Source organism: Sphaerisporangium rufum (genome assembly GCF_016863395.1).
GTDB classification, from domain to species: Bacteria; Actinomycetota; Actinomycetes; order Streptosporangiales; family Streptosporangiaceae; genus Sphaerisporangium; species Sphaerisporangium rufum.
This window is the reverse complement of sequence record NZ_BOOU01000060.1, coordinates 1-7835: the sequence shown is the minus strand read 5'-3', so window position 1 is coordinate 7835 and position 7835 is coordinate 1. Positions and strand designations below refer to the sequence as shown.

6 protein-coding genes and 1 pseudogene are annotated in these 7835 nt (G+C 72.6%); 2 read left to right on the top strand and 5 right to left on the bottom strand.

Annotation, left to right across the window (positions count from 1 at the left end):
• Positions 1–167: 167 nt before the first annotated feature.
• Positions 168–962, bottom strand: coding sequence for a PhzF family phenazine biosynthesis protein (locus Sru01_RS23035; RefSeq protein ID WP_203989760.1), 795 nt, complete (start codon positions 960–962; stop codon positions 168–170).
• 185 nt (positions 963–1147) lie between these two features.
• Here Sru01_RS23035 and Sru01_RS23030 point away from each other — a divergent pair, with 185 nt between their 5' ends.
• Positions 1148–1507 carry a cell division protein SepF gene (locus Sru01_RS23030; protein WP_373869537.1) on the top strand — a complete coding sequence of 120 codons (360 nt, stop codon included), beginning with the start codon at positions 1148–1150 and terminating at the stop codon, positions 1505–1507.
• 50 nt (positions 1508–1557) lie between these two features.
• On the opposite strand, the gene Sru01_RS23025 is transcribed toward Sru01_RS23030, so the two are convergent.
• The 4 genes from Sru01_RS23025 to Sru01_RS23010 form a co-directional block, all read right to left on the bottom strand.
• Complete coding sequence (locus Sru01_RS23025) at positions 1558–3345, bottom strand: hypothetical protein (protein ID WP_203989756.1); 1788 nt, start codon at positions 3343–3345, stop codon at positions 1558–1560.
• Positions 3346–3823: 478 nt separating this feature from the next.
• On the bottom strand, positions 3824–5557 hold the full coding sequence (gene argS / locus Sru01_RS23020) for an arginine--tRNA ligase (RefSeq protein ID WP_203989753.1): 1734 nt from the start codon (positions 5555–5557) through the stop codon (positions 3824–3826).
• Between the two features lie 60 nt (positions 5558–5617).
• A complete protein-coding gene (plsX, locus tag Sru01_RS23015) occupies positions 5618–6640 on the bottom strand; it encodes a phosphate acyltransferase PlsX (protein WP_275412204.1) in 1023 nt (340 codons plus the stop codon).
• Between the two features lie 54 nt (positions 6641–6694).
• On the bottom strand, positions 6695–7318 hold the full coding sequence (locus tag Sru01_RS23010; protein WP_239137669.1) for a DUF1707 SHOCT-like domain-containing protein: 624 nt from the start codon (positions 7316–7318) through the stop codon (positions 6695–6697).
• 166 nt (positions 7319–7484) lie between these two features.
• Between Sru01_RS23010 and Sru01_RS23005 the strand changes: the two are divergent.
• Positions 7485–7835, top strand: a pseudogene (locus Sru01_RS23005) (lysine 2,3-aminomutase); the annotation flags it as partial.

Below are 7835 nucleotides of genomic sequence, written 5' to 3'. Positions count from 1 at the left end.
CCGACCGGCCCGCGGGCGGCTGCTCTGGCGTGGTTCCGAGCCCGGAGTATGCGAACGCAGGAGGCCAGGCATTTCGATCCTGCGTGAAACCCCGGGATGGCTTGGCGCCCGTCGCGCCGACCCTCCTGCCGAGGGCCGGCGGCGCGCGGAGTTCGTCCGAGGGGAGTTCAGACCTGGAGGTGGCCGGACCAGATGGTGACGGCCTGGCCGGCGAGCTGGACCCGGTCACCGCGCATGGTGGTGTGCACGACGCCGGTCCGCTCCGACAGCTGAGCGCCGACGAGCGCCGGCTCGCCGAGTTTTCCCGACCAATACGGCGCCAGCATGCAATGCGCGGAGCCGGTCACCGGGTCCTCCGGAACGCCGGCGAGAGGGGCGAAGAAACGGGACACGTAATCGATGCCCGCGGTGGAATCGGCGGCCCGTGCGGTGACGCACACACCACGGGTGTCGAGGGCGGCGATGGCGTCGATGTCGGGGGCGAGCTCCTGGACCGCTTTCTCCGACTCCAGCTCGACCAGCATGTCCATCCGGCTCATCCCGGCCCAGGTCGGCGTCGCGCCGAGCGCCGCGCCGAGTGCGGCCGACGGAGCGACCTCGGCCGGCGGATAAGCGGGGAAATCCATCGAGATAAATCCGTGATCGAGCTGATCCGTGCTAAGAATTCCGCTTTTCGTGGCGAATCGGAGGACGCCGGAATCCAGTCCGGTGGAATACAGCACATGCGCGGTCGCGAGCGTCGCATGGCCGCACAATGCGACCTCCACGGCCGGGGTGAACCAGCGCAGCACGTAGGGGTCGCCAGGGGGCCCGGCCTGGACGAAGGCGGTCTCGGAGTGTCGCATCTCTCTGGCCAGGGCCTGCATCCACTCGTCCGGCCGGGCATCGTCCAGCAGGCAGACGGCCGCCGGGTTACCCTTGAAGGGCTGATCGGTGAACGAATCGACGGTGAAGAGACGCATGTCATGATCCTATCCGCCCCCGGATAACCAGTCGATACCACCCCGAATCCCGGGCAAAATCAAAACGGTATGGGCGTGTCGCGCCGCCCCGGGCGACGCGTCGGTTACGGTCATTTGTGTCGGGGCACGGCGATTGGGGCCGGTTCTCGCGGAAAGGGAAGCCGATGGGGGCAGTGCGCAGGGTGGTGAGTTACCTTGGCCTGGGCGATGGAGAGCAGTACGACGAGTCGTACGAGTACGAAGAGTACGAGGATGGGCGGATGCCCGCGTCGGAGCGTGCCGCCATGCGCTGGGCCGCGAACGGAGATCTCGCCCGGATCCTCATGATCCGCCCGCAGAAGTACTCGGACGCGCTGACCGTCGGCCGGCACTTCCGGGAGGGCCAGGCCGTCATCATGGACGTGACCGGCATGTCGCTGGCCGACGCCACCCGGATGGTCGACTTCGCCGCCGGCCTGACCTACGGCTGCGACGGCCGCATCGAGCGGATCGCGGACAAGGTCTTCCTGCTCGCTCCGGCCGACGTCGAGATCACCACGACGTAGCCCGAGCCGGGTGACCGGCGGCCCGGGCCGGCCGGGCCGCGGGCGGGATGTCAGGAGCGCTGCGCGGCGACGGCCGGGCCGCGGCGGAGCAGGCGGGTGATCTCCGCCAGGTCCTCGGCCGCGGTCTCGGCCCGGCGGGTGCCTTCCCGCGCGTAGTCGTGCAGCGCCCACACGGCCGCCTCGGCCTCCTCACGCAGCCGGGCGGTCTCGCTCTCCACCCGGCGGGCCTCGGCCTGTTCACGGACGGTACGGCGCCACAGGACGAACCCGGCGACCCCGCCGAGGACCAGCGCGGCCACCGCGAACAGCTCGGACACGGTGAAGGCCAGGACCAGCGCGACGACGGGCAGCAGGGCCGGGCCGTACACCAGCCAGCGCGGTGCCAGCCGGGCCTCGCTGCCGGCCCTGATCCTTTCCTCGGCGGCGGTGATGCTGTCCACGTCCGGCCCTTCGGGACGCAGCACGACGTCGTTGCCGAGGAGGGAGACGGTTATCTCCTCGGGAGGCGCGACCCTGGTCGCCCGGGCGAGCTCTTCGGCGGTCGCGCGGACCACCGGGGTGGCCACGTGGAACGCGATGGCCGCCAGGTGCGGATCGGCACCTGGACGCAGGTCGTCCAGCAGGTGACCGGTCAGGGTGCCGGTCTCCTCCGCCATGGGGCCGGCGGCCGCCGCACCGTCGCGGACCATGGCGCGCAAGGCACGTAGCGACTCGTCCTCCGGCGGCGTCCCGGCCGGTGCGGTGGACGGCGCAGGTGCCAGGCCGGCCGCCGGCTCCTGTGGTTCGCCGTTCTGCTGTGGTCCGGCGTTCGAGTCCTGCGGCCCGGTGATGGCGGCCGGCGCGGACGAAGTGCTGTCTCGGCCGCCGGACGGCGCGGACGGGACGTCCGGCCCCGGCTCCGTGGTGGCACTGGTGTCCACGTTCGTGGGACCGGCGTTCGTGGGACCGGAGGTGGTGTCCTCGAGCCGGGAGCCGGCGTTCTCGGCCCGGGAAGCGGCCGTGGCGCTCGCCGTGGGCGCACCTGACACGGTGGTGTCCGCCGAGGCCGGCGCCGAGCGGCGGGTGGCGGTGATCTCGGCGCAGCGCCGGCGCAGCGCCGAGAGCCTGGTCGCGGCCTGGATCGGGCCGTGGATGTCCGGCACCTCGGCCAGCGTGGGAAGGGCGCTCAGCGCCGGAGAGCCGACGCCAGGCGCCGGCTCGTCCGGGACCAGGACGCTGAGCCATCGGTCCGGATCGGCGGTGGAGGATACGGAGGCCGCGTCCAGCCGGCGCAGCACGAAGATCTTTCCGGCCGGGCCGTACGCGCCGCGGGCCGCCGCGACCCACAGGGCGCGCTGCCCGGCGGTCACCGGCCGGTCGGTCGCGAGCTCGCCGAACGCGGTGCCGAGCCAGGAGGCGTGCACTCGGTCGCCGTGGCCGCCGAGGGCGAGCGCCAGGCAAAGGAAGAGGGCGGTGCTGGTCTCGTCGCGCCGGCCGGCCCGGGCGAGCGGATCGAGGGCGTCCTCGCCGGCCAGGATGAGCAGGAGTGCCTCGACGGCGGGGCCGAGCCACCCCTGCGGTGGGGCGCCGGCGGGCGGCGGCTCACCGGGTGCGGTGCCGTCGACGGCGAGCCGGATGAGCAGTGCGTCGGTGTACGCCCGGAACTCCGCGACCGCCGCCTCGTCGGGTACGGCGGTCGCCTCGTGGTGCGCGGCGGTCACATCGTCGGGTACGGCGGTCGCCTCGTGGTGCGCGGCGGTCACTTCGTCGGGTACGGCGGTCGCCTCGGCGTGGGTGGCCGTCGCCTCGGCGTGTGCGGTCGGCTCGTCGCTCGTCGCCGTTTCCGCTTTCGCCGCCACGGTCGCCGCTGACGGCGTTTCGCCGGTTCCGGGGCTCCGCCGGGCGCCGACCGGGTGATCGGGGTGATGATCCGGCTCCGTAGCGTTCACGGGCCTGGGGACATCAGGCTCGGCGGTCAGATCGATGCTGCTCAAAGCGGGCAACTCCCCCAAGGCGTGAGGAAGGCCCCGTCGGCCAGGGTTCGGGGGCACTCCCAGGACCGCGCCCAGGTTAGTTCGTTCCGCCCGATCATGTCCGGCGGCACGCCGATTCGGTCACGGGAGTTGACCGGTCAGTCCTGATTCCTACTACCAGAACGCAGCGAACCACTCCGGCGGTGCATGCCGCCTGTACGCCGCTCGCGCACCGCCGCCTCGTGCAGGCCGGCGCGCCCGGCCGTCTCCGCCGCGCCCGGCCGGCGGGTGGGGGCGGTCAAGCCACTCCCACCCGGTCGCGGCACGGTCCCCATGCGGGGTCCGGACCGGGACCGTGCCGGTTTCACATGCGGTCGGGGACGGGGACGCCGAGCAGGTGCAGGCCGGTCTGCAGGACTCGCAGGGTGAGCGCGCACAGCGCGAGCCGGGAGGCGCGGGTGCCGGCGTCGACGTCCGCACGCAGCACCGGGCACTTTTCGTAGAAGGTGGTGAAGGCGCTCGCCGTCTCGAACAGGTAGGCGCAGACCCGGTGCGGTTCGGCGCCGGCGGCGGCGTGTTCGACCACGGTGCCGAACGAGAGCAGCTTCAGGGCCAGCTCGCGCTCGGCGGCCTCGTCCAGCCGGATCGGCCCGGTCGCCTCGGCCGGGTCGATGCCGCCCTTGCGGAAGATCGAGCGGATCCGCGCGGTCGCGTACTGCATGTACGGGCCGGTGTTGCCGGTGAACGACAGCATGCGGTCGAAGTCGAAGACGTACTCGCTGTCGTGGCCGACCGACAGGTCGGCGTACTTAACCGCGCCGATGCCCACGCTGTGCGCGATCTCGGCCCGGGTGGCCTCGTCGTACCCCCGCTCGGCGATCGCGGCCGAGGCGCGCTCGACGGCCTCGTCGAGGAGATCGGTCAGCTTGACCGCCTCGCCGCTGCGGGTGCGGAACCGGCGGCCGTCCGAGCCGAGCATCATGCCGATCTGGATGTGCTCGGCGGACACCTCGTCGGTCAGCCAGCCCGCCTGCCGGGCCGCAGCGAAGATCATCTGGAAGTGCAGCGACTGGTCGGCGCCGACGACGTAGAGGATGCGGTCGGCCTTCACGTCGCGCACCCGGTAGCGGATGGCGGCCATGTCGGTGGTGGCGTAGCCGTACCCGCCGTCGCTCTTGCGGATGATCAGCGGTAGCGGCCGGTCGTCACTGCCGGTGAAACCGGGCGGGAAGACGCACAGCGCGCCCTCGCTGAGCACCGCGACCCCGGAGGACTCCAGGTCGGCGCAGGTCTCGGCCAGCATGGGGTTGTACATGCTCTCACCGGCGATGTCGCTGTCGGTCAGCGTCACCCCGAGGGTGGAGTAGACCCGGTTGAAGTAGCGGATCGTGGCGTCCATGAACAGCCGCCACAGCCGGATGGTCTCCGGCTCCTCCGACTGCAGGGTGGCCACCCGCCGGCGCGAGCGCTCCTTGAAGGCGGGGTCGGCGTCGAACTTGGCCCGGGCCTCCTGGTAGTACTCGCTGCCCTCACCGGCCTCCAGCCGGGCCAGGGCCCGCGCCTCGCCGATGTCGAGCAGGTGCTCGATCAGCATGCCGAACGGGGTGCCCCAGTCGCCCAGGTGGTTCTGCCGGACGACGCGGTTGCCCAGATGCTCCATCAGCCGCACCAGCGAGTCGCCCACGATGGTGGTGCGCAGGTGACCGACGTGCATCTCCTTGGCGGCGTTCGGCGCGGAGTAGTCGACGATGACGGTCTGCGGCGGGGTGGCCAGGCCGACACCGCTGCGCGGGTCGGCGAGCGCGGCGCCGGCGGCCGCGGCGATCCACTCGTCGTTCAGCGTGATGTTCAGGAAGCCGGGGCCGCTCACCTCGACCGCCCCGAAGACGTCACCGGGGTCGAGGGCGTCGGCGATGGCCTGCGCGACCTCCCGCGGCGGGCGTCGCAGCCGCTTGCCCAGGCTCAGCGCGACGTTCGCCTGGTAGTCGGCGAACTGGGAGGGCCGGATCAGCGGGTCGGCGCCTGCGTGCTCCGGGCCGAACGCGGCGGCCAGCGCCTGCTGGACCCGTTCGGCGAGCACGAGCTGCGGGTCGGTCATGCGCCAAGGATATCCGCTGATCACCACCTCACCGATCGGCCGTCCGCACCCCCCGGCGGCTCACCATCGGCGGTGCTGTTTCTGCGCCGAGGAGGTGACGCGCTCGCCGACCCGGGCGACGGTGCCTTGCCGGGCGAGGGTGGCGGCCAGCGCGCACGCCGCGGCGACGCTCCCGGCCCGGGAGGAGCCGTGCGCGATCACCACGGTGCCGTTCAGTCCCAGCAGTGCCGCGCCGCCGTACGCCTCCGGGTCGAGCCGGCGGCGCAGCTCGCGCAGCCGGCCCCGCTGGAGCAGCGTGCCCAGCCGGGCCAGCCGCCCGCCGTCCAGGGTGGCGCGAAGCTCGCCGAACGCGTAGCGGACGCTGCCCTCCATGGTCTTGAGGGCCACGTTGCCGGTGAACCCGTCGGTGACGATGACGTCGACGACGCCGTTGAGCAGGTCGTGGCCCTCGACGTTCCCGGTGAAGTCGAGTCCGGGCGCGGCGTCGAGGAGTTCGTGCGCCCGCTTGACGAGTTTGTTGCCCTTCCCCGGCTCCCCGCCGATCGTAAGGAGCCCGACCCGCGGCGCCGGCACGCCGAGCGCGGTCTCGGCGTAGGCGGCGCCGAGCTGGGCGAACTGGACGAGCGTCTCGGGTTTCACGTCGGCGGTCGCGCCGGCGTCGAGCAGCACCGTGGGGTGCGGCCGGGTGGGCAGCGGGACGGCGATCGCCGGGCGCAGCACGCCGGGCTGCGCGCGCAGCCGGAGCTTGGCGGTGGCGACCACGCCGGCGGTGGACCCGGCCGACACGACGGCGCAGGCGTCCCCCCTGCGCACCAGGTGGCAGGCGATGGCGATGCTGGAGCGGGGCCGGCGCAGGCTGGCCAGCGCGCCCTCGTCCATGGCGATCGTCTCCTCGGCGCGCACGATCGGGATCTCCGAGCCGGCGCCGTGCCGGTCGAGCTCCTCGGTGAGCGCGGGGGGCGCGCCGACCAGGACGACGGGGACGCCGAGGTCCCGCACCGCCCGGACGGCTCCCGCGACGACTTCGCCAGGGGCGTTGTCGCCTCCCATGGCGTCCAGGGCTACCGGCGGAATGCCGTCCAAGCGGTCACCTCGTGCGGAATCAGTGTGTGTCCCGCATCGTAGGTGGCGGGGCGGCTACTGCGCGCGCCAGGGCCAGTGCCAGTCCGCGGCGCCCCGGGAGACCACCACCTTGCCGAACAGCGCGCGTCCGGTGACCCGGATGAGCGGGCCGTCTGCGGCCTCCCGCGGGGAGCCACCGGAGACGTGGCGCTTGGAGAAGATCGCGGTGCCCTCGTCGATGACCCGCGCGTCGGCGGGGACCCGGACGATGAGCTTCCCGCAGAACGAGTTCAGGTCCAGAGTGATCTCCCGGCCGGGGAGCACGGCGTCGGTGAGGTCGACGATCAGGGCGCCGAACGTGGACCGCAGGGTGGTGTGCCGCCCGGGGACCCAGCGGCCACCTCGAATGATCTTGCTGAACACCGCGGCGACCTCCTGGCGGTCGCCGCTGAAGGTCACGGCGGCGGCGCCGGAGACCTCGGGCAGGTCACGGGTGAGGGGAAGCAGGTCGCCGACGGTGACGGCCGAGTACGCCGACTCGAGCCGGTCGGTGTGCTCGACGCTGGTGAGGCGGCCGGTGGCCAGGGCCTCGCCGAGGATCGCCGCGACGCGGTCGCGGTCGGCGTCGGACGCGCGCTGGGCGGTGTCAGGGGCGCGCCGGGTGGTGCCCTCCGCGTCGAAGGGCGTAAGAGAACTCACGCCCTCCAGAGTAGCCCAACTCAAGATATGTCGCGATATATGGCAAGTTTTACTCATATTTTTAGTAGGTCCGGAACCTGGGGCCCGGTGGCCGCGTCACGGTGAAGGTACGGGACGGGCGGGCGCGTGACGCGGCCGCGGAGCTTCGGGAGAGGAACCACGACGAGTGACGCTGACCGGGACGGGGACACGAGGATTTCGCGCCTACACCGCCAAACACCTGGACGAGCTGCTGAAACGCGCATTTCCCGATCCCGGTGCGCGGCTGCGCGTACGGGCGGTGGCGGAGGTGCTGCCGTTCCGGACGAACTCCTACGTCGTCGACGAGCTGATCGACTGGTCCGACGTGCCCGGCGACCCGATCTATCGGCTGGTCTTCCCCCAGGAGGACATGCTTCCCGAACCGGACGTGTCACTCCTGGCCGGCCTGCTTCGTGACGAGGCGCCCGCCGCGCGGGTGCGGGCGGCCGTGCGGGCGGTGCGGGCGCGGCTCAACCCGCACCCGGCCGGCCAGCTC